Origin of the sequence: Paraconexibacter algicola (assembly GCF_003044185.1) — a bacterium.
Taxonomy (GTDB): domain Bacteria; phylum Actinomycetota; class Thermoleophilia; order Solirubrobacterales; family Solirubrobacteraceae; genus Paraconexibacter; species Paraconexibacter algicola.
On the sequence record NZ_PYYB01000001.1, the window covers coordinates 83,894 to 99,340 of the forward strand.

Sequence of the window (15,447 nt, forward strand, 5' to 3'; positions counted from 1 at the left end):
GACGGCCACGGCGGAGCGCGGCGCCGACCCGCCGGTCCGGGGGCCGGGCGCCGCGCGGCGCCTCAGCCCCGGCGCACCAGGCGATCACGTCCCGCGCGCGGAACGGCCTCGACGTTCTCGGCGGCGTCGGTCGCCCGCACCGTCACGAGGTAGCGACCGCGGGGCAGCCGGGCCGCGCGCGTGAGCGCCCAGGCCGTGGTGCCGCGGGCCTGCAGGTAACGGCGCCGGGTGCAGCCGGTCCGCGGACCGAACGTGCCGTCGTCGCGGACGAACCGGCACGAGCTGCCCAGCCGCAGCCCGATCGCCACGCGGACCCGGACGACCCGTGCGCCGCAGCCGGTGTCGGCGGCGGTGCCGGTGATGCGCAGGCCGCCGGCGCGCAGGCGCACGCGGCTGATCGCGGTGGTCGGGGCGGCCGTGTCACGGCACCCCGGGGTCGCGGCGAGCGGCCCGGAGGCCCCGGCGGTGCCTGGGGCCCCAGCCGCACCGGTCGCGCCGGTCGCTCCCGGCTGCCCCGTGGCCCCGGTCGCACCGGTCGCTCCCGGCTGGCCCGTCGCCCCGGTCTCACCGGTCGCGCCCGGCTGACCGGTGGCACCGGTCTCACCGGTCGCGCCCGGCTGACCGGTGGCCCCGGTCGGGCCCGACGCGCCGGTGGAGCCGGTCGCACCCGACGGGCCGGTGGGGCCCGTCGACCCGGTGGAGCCGGTCGGACCGGTCGGGCCCGTCGGCCCCGTCGACCCCGTGGAGCCGGTCGGTCCGGTCGGACCGGTCGGACCGGTCGTGCTGCCGCCCGGGACGTCACCGGGCGCGAAGCGCGGCTCCTGGAAGGCGAGGTCCGCCAGCTGGATCGACCCGGTCAGGCTGTTCGTGCCGAACCCGAGCCGGACGGTCCGCACGTCGGAGAGGTCGACCCCGACGAAGGCCGCGAGCGGGATCCGCACGCCGCTGAGCACCTGCTTGCGCGCCGTGGTCCCGGGCGGCACCTCCAGCGCCGGCGAATAGGAGGAGGAGATCACCGTGCGGCTGCGCGGCGGGGTCGAGCCGTCGGTCAGCGTCACCTCGACCTCGCGCTCGAGCCCCGGCGGGTTCAGCGGCGACGTGTAGTTCGTCGCCGCGCGGAACGCGAGCGTGTCGAACGCGCGCACGTCCCGCCGTCCCTCCCCGAGCGTCACGGTCAGCGCGGCCGTGTCGCTCCAGTCCAGCGACAGCTGCGGGCCACGGCTGCGGTTCGGCGTCGAGCCGCACCCCGTCGTGAGCACCAGCGCGGTCTCCGTCGGCGAGCAGGCGCTCACCGCGCTGAAGCCGGCGAAGGCGACCGCGTCCCCGTCGGGGGTGCGGGTCGGCACCGCCGTGGTCGCCGGGCCGACGAGCAGCCGCCGGTCCGGGGCCGGGGCCACGTAGGAGGTCTGCACGATGTTGCGGCACGTCACGCCCACGGGCGTCCCGGTGCTGTCGGGATCCTCGTCCGGGCAGACCGACGACGGCAGCCCCGCACCGGTCACGATCGGGTCGAACTGTCGCTCACCGCCGACGTAGCGGCGCAGGAAGCCGCCCATCAGCGTGATGCCGACCCGCCGCTCCTCCTCCGGGCTCAGCCGCGTGGGCGCGGCCGCGACGTTGCAGTTGGGGTCGCCGAAGCCGAAGAGGTTCGCGTCGTCGTTCGTCCAGACCGTGTTGAAGTAGTTGTGGTTGGCGCCGTTGACGACGTACTGGATCGCCGGGTGACCGGCCGCCGACAGCGCCACCTTGTTGCGCTCGAAGACGGGCGCCCCCTGGAGGTTGAAGACGTCGCCGTCGCAGTAGGGCAGCGCGGTCGCGAACGCGGTGTTGTCGAACGTCGGGCGGAAGTTGCCCTGCCCGTCGACCGGCGCCAGCGAGAACACCGCCTTCAGCGGGTAGCGCGGGCCGAAGTCCGGGATCGCGCTCGGCGCGTCCCCCGGGGCGAGCCGCCACGCGGCGGCGTCCTGCGCGGTCAACGGGCGGGCCGCGTTGTACTGGGCGAAGAGGTTGACGCCCTCGCCGCCGCGCGAGTGCCCCATCACGCCGACGCGCCCGAGGTCCACGCGCCCGATCAGCCCGGTGCCGATCCCGGCCGGTCCGGCCTCGCGGTTCCAGCGCGCCAGCAGGTCGAGCGTGCGCGACATCGTCTGCACGCGGCCGAGGTAGCCGGCGCGGTTGCCGTTCTCCCCCCAGGCCGTCACGTCGTTGATGTCGATCGACGCGACGACGTACCCCTGCGTCGCGAGCCGCTGGGACAGGTAGTCGTAGCCCTGGTAGGAGCGGGCCGCGTCGACGTCCAGGGCGGCGTCGGCCGCCGGGCCCGCGTCGCTGCGGCACTGGCCGCTGTCGTAGTCGGCGGGCAGTGGCGACACCGGCAGGCCGTCGGGGCCCGACTCGCACGTGGAGTGGTTGCCGTGCAGGAACACGAGCGCCGGGAACGGGCCGTTGCCGTTGGCCGGGTAGTACACGTCGCCCGCGAGCCGCACCCCGGTGGTCGTCGCGTTCTCGCCGACCGGCTGCTTTGGGAGGTCGTACTCGGCGCGCACGAAGCCGTACGGGCCGGGGACCGCGGGGTCTGGGACGACGTCGGTCGCCGCCCCCGCCGGGGAGGGGGCGAGCAGCGGCAGCAGGAGCAGGGCGAGCAGCAGCCCGACGGGCGCCCAGGAGGAGCGGCCCGCGCGGGCGCGGAGGTGCGGTGACACGGCGTGTCCTTTCGAGGAGGAGCGGCCGGGCGTCCGAGCTCGACCATCAGCAGGAACGACGCGCGACCGCCGGGCTTGCCCGACCGGCGGTCCAGTCCTGCGCGACCCCGCCTCGACCGCCGGTCGAGCCTCAGCCGTGGTGGGGCGGCAGCTGCGCGGCGGCGCGCCGGGCGGCCTCGATGCGCGCCGGCGGGACGGGGCCGTGGTCGGCGGGCTCGTCGGCCCGGTCGGCCGCCGTCGGCGCGGCCGGGGACGGCGGCGGCGGGTCCTCGAGCGTGCCGTACGGGCTGAGGGCGTGGAGCTGGTGGACGTGCGGTGTGTGCATGGCCTCCCGATGGTCCACCCGGGCCCGTGCGGGTCCCGTGAAGAACGCGGCGCCCCGCATCAAGATCCGGTGAAGATCGGGCGCGGCCCCGGTCCCCTAGGGTTCGCGGCGTGTCCCGCATCAGCCCGACGTACCGCTTCGCCATGGCCGCCTGCTCCCCCGCCGTGCGCGGCTGGGGTCGACTGGAGGTGCAGGGCCGCGACCTGCTGCCCGCCGACGGGCCCCTGCTCATCGCCGGCAACCACGACAGCTACTGGGACCCGGTCGCGATCGGCATCGCGGGCATGCCGCGCCGGCAGATCTGCGCGCTGGCCAAGCGCTCGCTGTGGAAGCCCGGCCTCGGGCTGATCCTCGACGGCATGGGCCAGATCCCGATCGAGCGCGGCTCCGGCGACCGCGAGGCGATGGCGACCGCGATCGAGCGGTTGCGCGACGGTGCGTGCATCGGCGTCTTCCCGGAGGGCACGCGGTCGCTCGGGCGCGAGCTGCGCGCCCGCAGCGGCATCGGGCGGCTCGCCGCCGAGGTCCCGGAGGCGGAGGTCGTCTGCGTGCGCGTGCGCGGCACGGTCGACCTGCCGAAGTTCCCGCGGTCACGTCCGCACGTGCAGGTCGAGTTCTTCCGCCCGGCGGGCGGCGGGCTGCAGCAGGGCGAGTCGACCACGGACTTCGCCGCCCGGCTGCTCGAGGAGATCCGCGCGGGCGCGCCGCGCGTCGTCGCGGGCCGCCGGCCGGCGACCGCCGCCTAGTCGGCGCGTCCCCGCTCACCTATATTCCGGTCGGTGCTGCGACTCATCGCTCCGGCCGCGACGTGCGCGGCGCTCCTCGCCGGCGTCCCGGCGACCGCCTCCGCGCAGGTCACCAACGCCCAGATCGTCTTCGGCAACCTGATCGCCCAGCCCGTCGCCACCCAGGGCCACGAGATCTCGATCACCGACTTCGGGAACCTCTACCGCGTGCGGGACGTCCTCGGCAAGGTCACCGCGTTCAGCCCGTGCGTCCAGAACGTCGACCTCGCCGACTGCCCGTCCGCGAACGTCCAGCGGATCATCGCCAGCGGCCTGAACGCCCCGGACAACATCGCGATCGACGTGCTGATCACGATCCCCGCGGAGCTCAGCGGACAGGGCGGCAACGACAATCTGACCGGGGGCTCGGGCGAAGACCAGCTCTTCGGAGGCAACGACAACGACAAGCTCTTCGGCGACGCCGGCAAGGACCGGCTGACCGGTGGGCCGGGCGCCGACCAGGTCCTCGGCGAGGACGGCGACGACACGCTCGTCGACGACGCCGGCGACGACACCGCCGCGACGCCCGCCGGCGACGTGTACACCGGGGGCCCCGGGTTCGACCGGCTCGACCTCTCGGCCCGGACCCGGCCCGTTCGCGTCTCGCAGAACGGGATCGCCGACGACGGCCGCGCCGGCGAGGGCGACAACGTCACCGAGGTCGAGTGGGTGCTCGGCGGCTCCGCCGACGACACCATCGGCGGGACGGGCCAGGCCGACCGCCTCGTCGGAGGCGGCGGGAACGACCGGCTCGAGGGCGGCGGCGGCCCGGACGTCCTGCTCGGCGGGACCGACGACGGCGGCCCCGTCGCGGGCGACGACACGCTGGACGGCGGGGCGGGCCCCGACGTGTTCCTCGGCGGCTCCGGGACCGACACCGTCACCTACGAGACGCGGACGACGCCGATGACCGTCACGATCGACGACGTGGCCGACGACGGCGCCCCCGGGGAGGCCGACAACGTCCGTGCCGAGAACGAGAACGTGATCGGCGGCTCGAGCACCGACACGATCACCGGCGGGGACGGCCCCAACCGCATCGAGGGCGGGGACGGCGGCGACACGCTGTCCGGTCGCGGCGGCGACGACACGCTGCTCGGCGGTCCCGGCACGGACACGCTCACCGGCGGCACCGGGACCGACACGCTGCTCGGCGACGCCGGCGACGACACCCTCGAGTCCCGCGACGGGTCCGCCGACACCGTCGACTGCGGTCCCGGGGTCGACACGGCCCGCGTCGACAACGTCGACACGACCGTGAACTGCGAGAGCGTCGAGGTCACGATCGTCCCGACGCCGCAGGGCACCGGGACGACGCCCGGGGTCGATTCCGCCGGGACCGGCAGCCCGGCGCCGAGCACCGGCGGCCCGGACACGACCGCCCCGTCGCTCACGGCGCTGCGCCTGTCGCGGCGCACCTTCGCGACCGGCGCCGACGCCACGGCGGTCGCGGCGGCCGTCCGCGAGACGACGCAGGTCTCCTGGCGGCTGAGCGAGCCCGCGGTCGTGACGCTCACCGTCGCCCGCACGCGACCGGGCATCCGGCTGCGCGCAGCCGCCACGAGCCCCTGCTCGCCGCGGACCGGGCGCCGGGTCGCGACGGTCCGTCGTCAGATCGCCCGTCTCCCGGCGGTCCGCCGGCTCACCGGGACGGCGCGCACGCGCCGTGCCGCGGCACTGCTGCGCCGGCGCGCCTGCACGGTGACCACGACCGCCGGGACCCTGCGCCGCACCGCGACCGCCGGGCCCTCGACGTACACGTTCACCGGCCGGATCGGCCGGCGGGCCCTGCCGCGGGGCAGCTACCGGCTCACCGCCGTCGCGCAGGACGCGGCCGGCAACCGGTCGGCCCCGATCGCCACGACGTTCCGCATCGCGCCGTACCGGGCCCGCTAGGCCGCGGACCGGCGCGGCGGGGGGTCGCTCAGGCGGCGGCGAACCGCACGACCCGCCGGGCCACGTCGGCCTCGACGAGCCGGACGTCGAGCTCGTCGCCAAGCTGCACGTCGCCCTCCAGCGGCGCGACGACCGCCGGGTCGTGCAGCTGCACCTGCGCGCCCCGGTCGTCCCGGCCGACGACGACCCCGCGGAACGTCTCCCCCGCGCGCGGCGCGAGCACCGCCGCCTCAACCGCGTCCAGGCACGCGCGCTCGACGCTGCTCGCGCGCCGGTCAGCGGCCCGCATGAGGTCGGGCAGCAGCGGCAGCGCGGCGCGCAGGTCCTCGGGGACCGGCTCGCCGGCGCAGAGCGCGGCGCAGACGAGCAGCCCGAAGCGGTCGACGAGCCGGCGCAGCGGCGCGGTGACGTGCGCGTACGGGGCGGCGACGCCCGCGTGCCGTGCGTCGTCCCCGGTCGGGGCCGTCCCGTCGAACGCGGTGTAGGCGGCCCCGCGGAACAGGCGCCTGGCGGCGTGGACGATCGCGACGTGCTCGGGCCGTGCGAGGTCCAGGGACCGCAGGAACGCCCCGTGCGCGACGCCGTCCGGCCAGGCGACGCCGAGCGCGCGCGCCTGCCGTCGCAGCTGCCCGACCGCCTCCTCCGCGGGCGGTGGCATCGTGCGCAGGATGCCGATCCCGCCGTCGAGCATCAGCTGCGCGGCGGCCGAGCCGGTCATCAGCGAGATCTGCGCGTTGTGGTCCTCGACCGGCACCTGCGGGCGGTACACGAGCGCGTAGCGCCCGTCGTGCTCCTCGATCTCCTGGGCGGGCATCGGCAGCTCCGCGCCGCCGCGCTCGCGCTCCAGGGCGATGCGCCGCTCCCCGATCTCGCGCAGGAGCACGAGCTCCTCGGGCGCCCCACCCGCATCGAGCGTCGCCTGGACGGACGCGTAGTCGTGGCGGGCGCGGCTGCGCACGCGCGCCCGGGCGACCGTCGCGCTCGTGACCACGCCGCGGCCGTCCAGGCGCAGGTCCCAGACGAACGCGGGACGCTCCCGGTCGGGCAGCAGCGAGGCGGCGTCCTCGCTGAGCACCGGCGGGTGCAGCGGCGTGCGCCCGTCGGGTGCGTAGATCGTCACGCCACGGCGGCGCGCCTCCGCGTCCAGCGGCGAGCCGAGCGCGACGAACGCGGGCACGTCCGCGATCGCGTACTGCACGCGGTGGCCGTCCCCGTCGCGCTCGAGCGCCATCGCCTGGTCGAGGTCCATCGAGCCGGGCGGGTCGATGGTGAAGAACGGGACGTCGGTGAGGTCGCGCGCGGGGAGCGGCGCCCGCACGGCCTCCTCCGCCGCCGCCAGGACCTCCGCGGGGAACGCCAGGGGCACGTCGAGCTCGGCGCGGATCGCGTCGAACGCGGCGCGCAGGTCGGTGGACGGGGCGGGGACGCGCAGCACGTGCGCAAGCCTACGAGGCGCGGGCGGACCGCGGACCGGCCGGGTAGCCTGCGCCGCGTGACCGACGCCGCACCCCTGCCCGACGACCTCGTCCACGCGTTCCGCCGCGACGGCGTCGTCGTCCTGCGCGACCTCCTCACCCCCGAGGAGGTCGCGACGCTCGCGGCCGGCGTCGAGCGCAACCTCGCGTCGCTGTCGGAGCTGGGCATGAACGCGACCGGGCCCGACCGGCCCGGCGCGTTCGTCGAGGACTTCCGCAACTGGACGCGCATCCCGGAGTACGAGCGGGTCGTGCGCGGCTCGGCGCTCGCGCGCGCCGGGGCGCAACTGATGGGCTCGCGCACCGCGCGGATCTTCCACGACCACCTGCTCGTCAAGGAGCCGGGAACGCTGGACCCGAGCCCGTGGCACCAGGACCAGCCCTACTACTGCATCGACGGCACCCAGACCGTGTCGTTCTGGATCCCGCTGGACCCGGTGACGCGCGAGAACACGCTGGAGTTCGTCGCCGGCTCGCACGCGGACGGGCGCTGGTTCATGCCGCGCTCGTTCGTCCGCAAGACCCCGATGGTCTTCGAGGAGGGCGCGCTCGACGAGGTCCCCGACGTGGAGGCCGACCGCGACGCGCACCCGATCGTCGGCTGGGCGATGGAGCCCGGGGACGCGGTGGCGTTCAACATGCTGACGCTGCACGCCGCGGGCGGCTCCCCCACCCGGCGCCGCGCGTTCAGCCTGCGGCTGACCGGGGACGACGTCACCTACGCGCCGCGCCCGCACCGCACGAGCCCGCCGTTCCCGGAGCTCGCCGCCACCGACGGCAGCGGCCTGGCCGCGGGCGCGCCGCTCGCACACCCGCTGTTCCCGGTCCTGTGGCCCACCGGTCACGTGGACGCCTGATCCTTCCCGGAAGGATCTGCGGTCCACGCATGACCTGAGGCGACCGGTCAGTCGGCGAGGCGGACGATCGCCTCGACCTCGACCGGGATCCCGAACGGCAGCTCGGCGACGCCGATCGCCGAGCGCGCGTGGCGGCCGCGCTCGGGCCCCCAGAGCTCCAGCACGAGGTCGGTGAAGCCGTCCATCACCCCGGGGAGCGCCGTGAACCCGGGCGCCGCGCGGACGAGTCCGAGCGCCTTCACCCACGAGCCGACCCGCTCCAGCGAGCCGAGCTCGTCGCGCAGCGAGGCGAGGATCGACAGCCCGGTCGCGCGGGCCGCCGCGTAGCCGTCCTCGGGCGTGAGGTCGCCCCCGACCCGGCCCTGCGACAGGACCGTCGCGCCGTCGACCGGACCGTGCCCGGAGACGTACGCGAGACCGCCGTCGACGTGGACCCGGTCGAAGCGCCGCTCGAAGCCCGGCGGTCCCCCGAACAGCGCCGGCAGCGCGATCCCGAGCTCGGTGAGGCGGTCGTCGACGGTGCGCATCACCGCGACGCTACCGGCCGCGAGGACCCGCTACCGGAACGTCTGGAACGCCTGCAGCCGCCGCGCGGTCGTGGCAGTGGTGGTGACCGCCCCGGTGTCGAGATCGATCTGCCCGAGGACGTAGGTGTTGTCCGCGAACCGCAGGCCGTCGAACAGGATGCGGTTGTCGTCGGCGCGGTAGTTGAGGTGGTAGACCTCGACCTCGGCGTCCGGACCGATGAGCACGCGCTCGGACCCGTCGGTGGTGTCGTAGAGCGTCGTGACGTTGCGCTCGTGCGCCCCGACCCCGCTGAGCACGACGTGGTTCAGCACGCCCTGGGCGACCGCGACCTTCGTGACGGCCGTGGTCGGGCGCGCGAGCGTCGGGAAGTACTGCACGAGCTGGCCCGTGGAGCCTCCGCCCGCGATGACGAACACCTTGCCCTGCAGGGTCGTGAACGCCTTGCTGATCCAGGTGCCCGTGCTGGAGCAGAAGCCCTGGTTGCTGACCCAGTCGTAGCAGAGCGACGTGCTGTCGTTGCGCGGGGGCAGCCCGTCCTCCCGCCCGGGCCCGATCCACAGCGGCGGATCGACCTCGTCGCTGGAGGCGAGGTAGCGGCGCACCCCGTAGTCCCCGGTGACGCTGACCCCGAAGTACACGTTGCCGTCCGGGAAGCGGCGCAGGAAGCTCGCGGCGGATGCCCGCAGGGTGCGCAGCGCCCCGCCCGGCGCGATGCGCCGCAGCCACGGAGCCTGGGTGTTCGACGTCGACCCGGTCAGCAGCACGGTGCCGTCACCGAGCACGAGGAAGTCGCTGACCGAGGCGTTGTCGGTGATGAGGTCGGTACGCACCCCACCCGAGAAGCGGCGCAGGACGGTGCGGCCGTCGACGGTGCCGCCGAGGTAGTAGACGCCGCCACGGTCGTCGAACTGCACCGCCGGGTTGGGCGCCCCGCCGCCGCCGTAGCCGTCCCACCAGACCGAGGCCAGCGTGCTGTCGACGCAGGTCGGGACGCCGTCCTGACGCCCGACCTCGGCGAGCAGGCACGACGGGCCGTCGGGCGCGAGCGGCGTGGGGCTGACGAACAGGACGAACAGCCGGTCGTTCGGCGCGATGAGGAAGCGGCTGGCCTGGACGGTGCCGGACACGAGCGCCTCGCGCAGGCGGCCGGCGCCGTCGACGACCGCGAGGTTGGAGACGCCGGTGTTGGTCGCGCGCGTCGCCGGGAGCGGCATCGACGGGTCGCGCAGGGCGATGCCCGCCGCGCCCGTGAGGTCGAACCGCACCGGCGCGGTGGGCGGGGCGACGTAGCCGGGACCCCACGGCACGCTCGAGGGGAGCGGCTGCCCGACGACCGCCGGGCGCAGCTTGCAGTACGGGACGAGGCTCCCGGCCTTGCGGTCGTAGCGCCGGGCGGCGGCGAGCTTCTTCGTGCGGGCCGCGCCCTTCAGCGTCCTCGCGGCGGAGCGGGCGTTGGCCGCCTGGCGCTTGAAGGTGAGGAAGCGGCCGGCCTTCGTGCGCGTGCCGGCGTACCAGGTGCCACCGATGCGGGCGCAGCTGACGGTGCCGACCGTCTTGAGATCCTTGGCGGCGACGACGACGCCGAGGGGCGCCTTGGGCTTGGCCGGCGCCTTCTTCGCCGTCGCGGCGTGGGCGGCCGGTGCCGGGAGCGTGGCTCCCAGGGCGAGGACGGCGAGGACCGGGATCTTCCGCAGGTGCGTCACCCGGCGCGTATCGGCTCGCGCGGGCCGGGACTTGAGCGCGGGCGCGCCCGGCGACGGTGCGGGTACCCGACGGCCGCCCGACCGGCTGAACTGGGTGGGCTGGTGCCCAGATATGGGCGTCGGATCACCCAGTTCGCGCCTGAGACCCGGGCACCCGGGGGCCCGGGGGCCCGGGCCCCCGGGGCGGAACGGGCGAGGGCCCCGCACGCGGCGGGGCCCTCGGGCACGACGGTCCGGCGTGGGGCGACCGCTACGCGGTGGCGGCCACCGGCTCGTCGCTGTAGATCTCGCCGGCCTCGGCCTTGGCGACCAGGGACGCCGGCGGCTCGAAGCGCTCGCCGTACTTCTCGGCCAGCTCACGCGAGCGGGCGACGAAGCCGGCGACGCCGCCCTCGTATCCGTTGATGTACTGGATCACGCCGCCCGTCCAGGCCGGGAAGCCGATGCCCATGATCGAGCCGATGTTGGCGTCGGACACGGTCTCGAGCACGCCCTCGTCCAGGCACTTGACGGTCTCGAGGGCCTCGGCGAAGAGCATGCGCTCCTCGAGGTCCTTGAGGTCCACGGTGAACGGGTCGACGGTGACCGGGAAGAGGTCCTTCAGACCGCTCCACAGCCCCGTGCGCTTGCCGTCCTCGCCGTACTCGTAGAAGCCGGCGCCGCGGACGCGGGCGGGACGGCCGGCTTCGATCATCTTGTCGATGACGTCGAACGCCGGGTGGCTGATGGGCTCCTTGCCCTCGGCCACGAGCGCGTCGTTGCCCGCCTTGCGGATGCGGACCATGAGCTCCATGTTGAGCTCGTCGGTCAGCTGCAGGACCGGCGCGGGGTAGCCCGCCTGCGAGGACGCCTGCTCGATGGTCTGGGGCGAGTAGCCCTCGTTGACCATCGCGATGCCCTCGTTGATGAACGTGCCGATGACGCGCGAGGTGAAGAAGCCGCGCGAGTCGTTGACGACGATCGGGGTCTTCTTGATCTGCTTGGCGAAGTCGAGGCTCTTGTAGAGGACCTCGTCGCCGCCGCCGGCGCCCTTGATGATCTCGAGCAGCGGCATCTTGTCCACGGGGGAGAAGAAGTGCAGGCCGATGAAGGCCTCCGGGCGGCTGACGTTGCCGGCCAGGTCGGTGATCGGGAGCGTCGAGGTGTTGGAGCCCAGGATGGCGTCGGGCGCGACGTGCGGCTCGATCTCCTTCCAGACCTGCTCCTTGATCGCCGGGTCCTCGAAGACGGCCTCGATGACGATGTCGGCGCCGGCCGCGGCGGCCGGGTCGGTCGTCGGGGTGATCCGCGCGAGCAGGGCGTCGCCCTTCTCCTGCGTGACCTTGCCCTTGGAGACGCCCTTGGCGACGAGCTTCTCGCTGTAGGCCTTGCCCTTGTCGGCGGCCTCCTGCGAGACGTCCTTGAGGACGACCTCGATGCCGGCCTTCGCGCACACGTACGCGATCGCGGCGCCCATCATGCCCGCGCCCAGCACGACGGCCTTCTTGGCCTCGTACTTCTCGATGCCCTCGGGGCGGTTGCGGTCGCCGTTCACCGCGTTCATGTCGAAGAAGAACGCCTGGATCATGTTCTTCGCGACCTGGCCGGTGGCGAGGTTCGTGAAGTACCGGCCCTCGATCGCGAGCGCGTTGTCGAAGTCGACGAGCGCACCCTCGGCCGCGACGGCCATGATCGCCTTCGGGGCCGGGTAGTTGGCGCCCTTGAGCTGCTTCTTCAGGTTGGCCGGGAACGCGGGCAGGTTCGCCGCGAGCGCCGGGGTCTGCGGGGTGCCGCCGGGGATCTTGTACTTCTTGTCCGCGTCCCAGGGCTGCTGCGACTCCGGGTTGGCCTCGATGAACGCCTTGGCCGCCGGCACCAGGCCGTCGGGGCTGTCGACGAGCTCGCTGACGAGGCCCATCTCGAGCGCCTTGTCCGGGCGCACGCGCTGGCCCTGCAGCAGCAGGCCCATGAGCGCGTTGACGATGCCGAGCATGCGCACGGAGCGCACGACGCCACCGGCGCCGGGGAGCAGGCCGAGCTGCACCTCGGGGAAGCCGAGCTGGATCTTCGGGTCGTTGACGACCACGCGGTGGTGGGCGACGAGCGCGATCTCCAGACCGCCGCCCAGGGCGGCGCCGTTGATCGCGGCGACGACCGGCTTGCCGAGGGTCTCGAGGCGACGCATGTCGGCCTTCAGGTCCTCGACGCCGGCGCTGAACTCGGCCGCGTCACCGGGGCCGACGCGACGGAGGTCGTTGAGGTCGCCACCGGCGAAGAAGGTCTTCTTCGCGGAGGTGATGATGACGCCCTTGATCGAGTCCTTCTCGGCCTCGAGCTGGTTCACGGTCTCCTTGAAGGAGGCCATGAACGCGGCGTTCATGGTGTTGGCCGACTGGCCCTGGGCGTCGAGGACCAGGGTGACGATCCCGTCGGCGTCCTTCTCGTAGCGGATCTCGCTCATGGCTAGAGGGCCTCCACGACGGTCGCGATGCCCATGCCGCCGCCGACGCACAGGGTGCAGAGGCCGTAGCGGCCACCGGTGCGGTGGAGCTCGTCGATGATGGTGCCGAGGATCATCGCGCCGGTCGCGCCGAGCGGGTGACCCATGGCGATCGAGCCGCCGTTGACGTTGACCTTGTCCATGTCGGCGTCGAGGTCCTTGACCAGACGCAGGGCGACGGACGCGAACGCCTCGTTGATCTCGATCAGGTCGAGGTCGTCGACGGTCAGGCCGGCCTTGGCGAGCGCCTTCTTGGACGCCGGGCCGGGGCCCGTCAGCATGATCGTCGGGTCGGCGCCGGAGAGGGCGGTCGACACGATCCGCGCCTTCGGCGTGAGGCCGTTGCGCTTGCCGGCCTCCTCGTTGCCGATCATGACGAGGGCGGCGCCGTCGACGATGCCCGAGGAGTTGCCCGCGTGGTGGACGTGGTTGATCTTCTCGATCCAGTGGTACTTCTGGAGCGCGACGGCGTCGAAGCCGCCCATCTCGCCCATGACCGCGAACGACGGCTTGAGGCCGGAGAGCGACTCGACGGTCGTGCCGGGACGGATGAACTCGTCCTTCTCGAGGATGATCTGGTCGTTGAGGTCGCGGACCGGGATGACCGAGTTGTCGAAGTAGCCGTTGGCCTGGGCGGCCGCGGCGCGCTCCTGCGAGCGGGCGGCGAACGCGTCGACGTCCTCGCGGGTCCAGCCCTCGACCGTGGCGATGAGGTCGGCGCCGATGCCCTGGGGCACGAAGCCGGTGTCGAAGTTCGTCTCCGGGTCCATCGCCCAGGCGCCGCCGTCGGAGCCCATCGGGACGCGGGACATCGACTCGACGCCACCGGCCCAGACGAGGTCCTCCCAGCCGGAGGCGACCTTCTGCGCCGCCGCGTTGACGGCCTCGAGGCCGGACGCGCAGAAGCGGTTGAGCTGGACGCCGGCGGTGGTGTCCGGCAGGCCGGCCTTGATGGCGGCGGTCTTGGCGATGTCGCCACCCTGGTCGCCGATCGGCGACACGCAGCCGAGGACGACGTCCTCGACCTGGTTGGGATCAAGGGACTCGTTGCGGGCCAGGGTCTCGTGCATGAGGCCGACGACCAGGTCGACCGGCTTCACGTTGTGCAGCGAGCCGTTGAACTTGCCCTTCCCGCGCGGGGTGCGGATCGCGTCGTAGACGAACGCTTCTGTGCTCATGGGGGATGAACTCCTCGAGGTAGCTCTCTCAGGCGCGGGGCGTGATGGGACCGGGCCCGCGGACCGCCGACGACATCGAATCGGCGGCCGCGGAATCGTAGCGCGTTGTTGGCAGAGTGCCAGTACGTCGCGCGCCGGTCCCCCTCGAGGGGGCCGCGGTCAGCCCGCGAGCGAGGCGTCCAGCGTGATCTCCTCGACGCCGGCGAGCGCCTTGGAGACCGGGCAGCCGGCCTTCGCGGCCTCGGCGTGCTCGAGGAAGGCGGCCTCGTCGAGGCCGGGGACCGTGCCGACCGTCGTGAGCTCGATCTTCGTGATCGTCGGGCCGGAGTCGAGCAGCTTCAGGGTGACCTTCGCGGTCGTCTCGACCGACTGCGGCGTGTGGCCGGCCTCGGCGAGCATGTTCGACAGGGCCATCGAGAAGCACGCGGCGTGCGCGGCGCCGATCAGCTGCTCGGGGTTGGCGCCGTCACCGTCCTCGAAGCGGCTCTTGAACGAGTAGTTGCCGCCGATGCTCTCGCCGGCGACGAACTCGCCGCGGCCGGACTTCAGGTCGCCTTCCCACTTCGCGGTGCCGATGGACGGCATGTCGGGTCCTCCTGGATTCGGGTTCGGGGTACGACGCTCATCCTGCCCGAGGCGGAACCTCGTCAGTCCGAAGATGGCGCCGAGCCTCGGCCAGCGGGTTGCCCGCGTCGTCGGACTCGTGGCCGGGCGGCCAGGTGCCGAGGTAGTTGTTGCGTCCGCCGTCGACGTCGATGACCGACCCGGTCGTGTAGTCGCCCGCCGGGGAGGCGAGGTGCGCGACGAGCCAGGCGATCTCCTCCGGGCGTCCGAGCCGCTGCAGCGGGACGGTCGCGGCCGCGCCATCGACGATCGGCTTCGGGTACTTCGTCAGGAAGGTGTCGGTGCCGAACATGCCGGCGGCGATGGCGTTGAGCTTGATGTCGAAGCGCGCCCACTCCACGGCGAGCACCTTCATCATGTTGTCGACCGCCGCGCGGGCCGCGCAGGAGTGCACCATGCCCGGCAGCCCGTTGTGCGGGGTGAGCGTGACGCTGAGGATCTTGCCGCCGCGCTGGGGGATCATCGCCTTCGTCGCGACCGCGTGGGTCATCAGCCAGGTGCCCTCGACGTTGAGCCGGATGACCGTGCGGAAGCCCTTCGGGGTGATCGACTCGGCCGGGACCATGAACTGGCCGCCGGCGTTGTTGACGAGCAGGTCGATGCGGCCGTGCTCGGCGACGACGCCGTCGACGAACGCGTCGACCTGGTCCTCCTCGCGGATGTCGCACGTCGCGGCGCGCACGTTGCCCGCGGGCGCGAGCGCGGCGGTCTCCTGCAGCGGCTCCTCGCGCCGCCCGCAGACGATCACCTGCGCGCCGAGCGACGCGAGCTCCAGCGCCGTGACCCGGCCGAGACCGGAGCCGCCGCCGGTGACGATGCAGACCTGGCCGTCGAGCAGCCCCTCCCGGAACACCTGGCTCATGGGCGCGATCCTCGCACGCCCGCGGGGCTAGGG

The 15,447-nt window shown here is 74.0% G+C and carries 12 protein-coding genes; 3 read left to right on the top strand and 9 right to left on the bottom strand.

Translation table 11 applies throughout. From position 1 onward, the window contains the following. Window positions 1–62: 62 nt before the first annotated feature. Both C7Y72_RS23665 and C7Y72_RS22975 read right to left on the bottom strand, forming a co-directional pair. Window positions 63–2,702 (bottom strand): hypothetical protein, encoded by a 2,640-nt coding sequence (locus tag C7Y72_RS23665; protein WP_199223813.1) that lies wholly within the window; start codon window positions 2,700–2,702, stop codon window positions 63–65. 130 nt (window positions 2,703–2,832) lie between these two features. After that, window positions 2,833–3,027, bottom strand: coding sequence for a hypothetical protein (locus tag C7Y72_RS22975; protein WP_158276551.1), 195 nt, complete (start codon window positions 3,025–3,027; stop codon window positions 2,833–2,835). A gap of 110 nt (window positions 3,028–3,137) precedes the next feature. Between C7Y72_RS22975 and C7Y72_RS00420 the strand changes: the two genes are divergently transcribed. Together C7Y72_RS00420 and C7Y72_RS00425 are read left to right on the top strand one after the other, a co-directional pair. After that, entirely contained in the window at window positions 3,138–3,773 is a 636-nt protein-coding gene (locus C7Y72_RS00420) for a lysophospholipid acyltransferase family protein (RefSeq protein ID WP_199223814.1), read from the top strand. A gap of 33 nt (window positions 3,774–3,806) precedes the next feature. After that, a complete protein-coding gene (locus C7Y72_RS00425) occupies window positions 3,807–5,708 on the top strand; it encodes a calcium-binding protein (RefSeq protein WP_107566656.1) in 1,902 nt (633 codons plus the stop codon). A 28-nt stretch (window positions 5,709–5,736) separates the two neighbouring features. Here C7Y72_RS00425 and C7Y72_RS00430 read toward each other — a convergent pair whose 3' ends face one another. Further along, window positions 5,737–7,143, bottom strand: a complete 1,407-nt coding sequence (locus C7Y72_RS00430) for an RNB domain-containing ribonuclease (protein WP_107566657.1) — start codon at window positions 7,141–7,143, stop codon at window positions 5,737–5,739. A gap of 57 nt (window positions 7,144–7,200) precedes the next feature. On the opposite strand from C7Y72_RS00430, the gene C7Y72_RS00435 reads away from it, so the two are divergent. After that, window positions 7,201–8,040: a phytanoyl-CoA dioxygenase family protein gene (locus C7Y72_RS00435; RefSeq protein ID WP_199223815.1), complete on the top strand. Its 840-nt coding sequence runs from the start codon at window positions 7,201–7,203 to the stop codon at window positions 8,038–8,040. A 47-nt stretch (window positions 8,041–8,087) separates the two neighbouring features. Here the strand turns inward: C7Y72_RS00435 and C7Y72_RS00440 are convergent, their stop codons facing one another. The 6 genes from C7Y72_RS00440 to C7Y72_RS00465 all read right to left on the bottom strand — a co-directional run bounded on the left by C7Y72_RS00440 (window position 8,088) and on the right by C7Y72_RS00465 (window position 15,414). Next, window positions 8,088–8,567: a RidA family protein gene (locus tag C7Y72_RS00440; protein ID WP_107566658.1), complete on the bottom strand. Its 480-nt coding sequence runs from the start codon at window positions 8,565–8,567 to the stop codon at window positions 8,088–8,090. Between the two features lie 30 nt (window positions 8,568–8,597). Beyond that, on the bottom strand, window positions 8,598–10,271 hold the full coding sequence (locus C7Y72_RS00445; RefSeq protein ID WP_107566659.1) for a hypothetical protein: 1,674 nt from the start codon (window positions 10,269–10,271) through the stop codon (window positions 8,598–8,600). Between the two features lie 250 nt (window positions 10,272–10,521). Further along, window positions 10,522–12,711: a 3-hydroxyacyl-CoA dehydrogenase NAD-binding domain-containing protein gene (locus C7Y72_RS00450; protein ID WP_107566660.1), complete on the bottom strand. Its 2,190-nt coding sequence runs from the start codon at window positions 12,709–12,711 to the stop codon at window positions 10,522–10,524. 2 nt (window positions 12,712–12,713) lie between these two features. After that, the gene (locus C7Y72_RS00455; RefSeq protein WP_107566661.1) at window positions 12,714–13,928 is read right to left on the bottom strand and encodes an acetyl-CoA C-acetyltransferase; all 1,215 of its coding nucleotides are present in this window, start codon (window positions 13,926–13,928) and stop codon (window positions 12,714–12,716) included. Between the two features lie 159 nt (window positions 13,929–14,087). Then, on the bottom strand, window positions 14,088–14,513 hold the full coding sequence (locus C7Y72_RS00460) for an OsmC family protein (protein WP_107566662.1): 426 nt from the start codon (window positions 14,511–14,513) through the stop codon (window positions 14,088–14,090). A 37-nt stretch (window positions 14,514–14,550) separates the two neighbouring features. After that, window positions 14,551–15,414 (bottom strand): SDR family oxidoreductase, encoded by an 864-nt coding sequence (locus C7Y72_RS00465; RefSeq protein ID WP_107566663.1) that lies wholly within the window; start codon window positions 15,412–15,414, stop codon window positions 14,551–14,553. Window positions 15,415–15,447: the final 33 nt, after the last annotated feature.

Coding starts and splice junctions, on each gene's coding strand:
- C7Y72_RS00440 (WP_107566658.1), bottom strand. CDS start 8,567: ATGCGCACCGTCGACGACCGCCTCACCGAGCTCGGGATCGCGCTGCCG.
- C7Y72_RS22975 (WP_158276551.1), bottom strand. CDS start 3,027: ATGCACACACCGCACGTCCACCAGCTCCACGCCCTCAGCCCGTACGGC.
- C7Y72_RS00460 (WP_107566662.1), bottom strand. CDS start 14,513: ATGCCGTCCATCGGCACCGCGAAGTGGGAAGGCGACCTGAAGTCCGGC.
- C7Y72_RS00455 (WP_107566661.1), bottom strand. CDS start 13,928: ATGAGCACAGAAGCGTTCGTCTACGACGCGATCCGCACCCCGCGCGGG.
- C7Y72_RS00450 (WP_107566660.1), bottom strand. CDS start 12,711: ATGAGCGAGATCCGCTACGAGAAGGACGCCGACGGGATCGTCACCCTG.
- C7Y72_RS00465 (WP_107566663.1), bottom strand. CDS start 15,414: ATGAGCCAGGTGTTCCGGGAGGGGCTGCTCGACGGCCAGGTCTGCATC.